The sequence below is a fragment of the Methanobrevibacter sp. genome (genome assembly GCF_045586545.1).
Taxonomy (GTDB): domain Archaea; phylum Methanobacteriota; class Methanobacteria; order Methanobacteriales; family Methanobacteriaceae; genus Methanocatella.
In genome coordinates this window covers 1-2,196 of record NZ_JAZNAN010000061.1, presented here as the reverse complement: position 1 = coordinate 2,196, position 2,196 = coordinate 1, and the positions used below count along the sequence as shown (strand labels likewise).

At 37.4% G+C, this 2,196-nt stretch carries 5 protein-coding genes; all 5 read left to right on the top strand.

Going from position 1 to position 2,196, the window contains the following annotated elements; translation table 11 throughout:
• The coding region (locus ACKI3D_RS04975; RefSeq protein WP_407392642.1) for a hypothetical protein at nt 1-193 on the top strand (193 nt) is incomplete at its 5' end.
• On the top strand, nt 177-812 hold the full coding sequence (locus tag ACKI3D_RS04970; RefSeq protein WP_407392641.1) for a PIN domain-containing protein: 636 nt from the start codon (nt 177-179) through the stop codon (nt 810-812). The genes ACKI3D_RS04975 and ACKI3D_RS04970, both read left to right, overlap by 17 nt.
• A gap of 169 nt (nt 813-981) precedes the next feature.
• Nucleotides 982-1,188, top strand: coding sequence for a DNA/RNA non-specific endonuclease (locus tag ACKI3D_RS04965; protein ID WP_407392640.1), 207 nt, complete (start codon nt 982-984; stop codon nt 1,186-1,188).
• A gap of 44 nt (nt 1,189-1,232) precedes the next feature.
• Nucleotides 1,233-1,676, top strand: a complete 444-nt coding sequence (locus tag ACKI3D_RS04960) for a hypothetical protein (protein WP_407392639.1) — start codon at nt 1,233-1,235, stop codon at nt 1,674-1,676.
• A 107-nt stretch (nt 1,677-1,783) separates the two neighbouring features.
• Nucleotides 1,784-2,196: hypothetical protein (locus tag ACKI3D_RS04955; protein WP_407392638.1), on the top strand; the 413-nt coding region annotated here is incomplete at its 3' end.

The window sequence follows — 2,196 nt, the reverse complement described above, 5'->3', positions numbered from 1 at the left end:
GAAAGACAACTCGTTCGCCTTCTCTTTTTCAAGGCTTGGTTTCAATATTCACAAAAGAATATATCTATGTCCATTTTGCTTGGCCTTATTTGCGGAGGCGGCTTCGGCCTCTTTTGATGTAAAGGATGCCCAAATCAAAGCTATGGAAGCCGCAGCCCTTGACGACGACTGGGATGATGACGACTGGGACTGAGGAGAATGGGATGAAGGTTTACGTTTATATTGATTATGAGAACATGGGAAAACTACAATCACTTCCACCTATCGATGGAAAATATTTCGTTTTTATTGGGGCTGAACAAAAATCTGTTCCCACATCACTTGTCTTGGCACAAAATGAAAATCAAATTGAATGGATACAAATAAGTGGCAACGGCAAGAATGCATTGGATTTTCATATTGCATATTTTTTAGCAAAGCATGATAGCGAGAAAGAGGTGATGCATTATATTCTATCAAAAGATCAAGGATTTGATCCGCTGATTCACTTTGTCAATCAGACGAAAGGAGGCGAAGAATGTGTGAAGAGGATTGTAACTCTTGAAGATATATCTAATGACAGTTCGACCTGCTGCAACAATTCAAAACGAACAGATGACGAATCATTTAAAGAAAAACGTGATATTGTGTTGAAGAATCTAAAAAAGATTAAGAGTAAACCAAAAAGTGAGAATGCCTTAAAAAAACATATCCAAACATTATCTGGAAATGACAAATGGAATGAGGAAATTGTGAATGATATTGTTGAAGATTTATATAGACAGAGATTTATTAGTAAAGGCAGTAACAACAGGATTTCTTATTCCGTCTAATGGACTATCTCGTATTCCGGTCTTGCTGTGGTAGGGAATTGCCCTTCCCCCAGTCTAGCGGAGCTTCCAACGCACACTTGAAATCTCCGCCCCTCCTTCAAGCCAAGCTCACTCCGCCTTGAACACCTCCCGGCCGCCGTGGTAGGTGGCCAGCACCTTGCCCGTGAGGGTGGCTCCCTCCCCAGAACTTGACAATCTTGTTTCGCAGGCAAAGGATGTTAATTTCAAACAGTATCGGGATATTGAGCGGGCATGGGAAAAGGCGTTGAAAAAGATTCCCCCAGACGAAATCACTGACTTAAAGATAGAAATAATATATGATGGCAAAAATACAAGGCCAACTGCTTTCAAAATAAAATATAAAATTATATGGTAAACTTATAAAAGTACCGGTAATACCCAATAATTAGGAGGAAGACAATGTTTGAAGATGAATTTTCAGCGTTACAGGCAGATATGGTGGATATCTGCAATGAGTATTCATGTGGTGTGGCTGATAAAATCTTTATTTATGCCGCAAATGAAGGAATGATTCTTGCCCAGCATTTTTATTGTATAAGCAATAAAATATTTGACTGCCATAAATTAAATGATACAGATTTACAAATTGAGTTTGATGTGTCTGATGACTGCCAAGAACAAGTCCTAGATATTTTAAATGAAGACATTCAAAGGCTCCAATCTCTTTGTGAGAAATATGATCAGCCTGTGCCCAAGCTTATGAAGCTGGTATATGAGCCAAAGACAAAGAAATTCAATGGGGAGTATAAATACGAAAATCAAACAACGGATGAAGTTTCTGTGTTTGATAATTATGATGCATGGTTTGAAGAGGAAAAATCCAGACTCGAAAAGCAAGGATAATGTACTCTTCAAAACCAATGCAAGTCCAACGGCTTTTAAAATAGAGTATTGTATCAACGGAGATTTAGTTGATGTGCCGGCAATACCCAATAATTAGGAGGAAGACAATGTTTGAGGATGAATTTTCAGCGTTACAGGCAGATATGGTGGATATCTGCAATGAGTATTCAAAGGGGGTGGCTGACAAAATATTCATTCATATAGCCTATGAAGGATTATTAAATGCCGAGTACTTCTATATAATAAATGGGAAAATTGTTGAAAGGCATAAGCTTCTTGATTCTGGTCTTGCTGTTGATTTTGATGTTTCTGTTGATTGTCAAACACAAGTTTTAGATATTCTTAAAGAAGATACAAGAAAAATAAAATCAGTATGTGATAAATATAATCAACCAATGCCAACAGAGATGAAGCTGGTATATGAGCCAAAGACAAAGAAATTCAATGCGGAATATAAATACGAAAATCAAACAACGGATGAAGTTTCTGTATTTGATATTCAAGAAGCATGGTTTGAAGA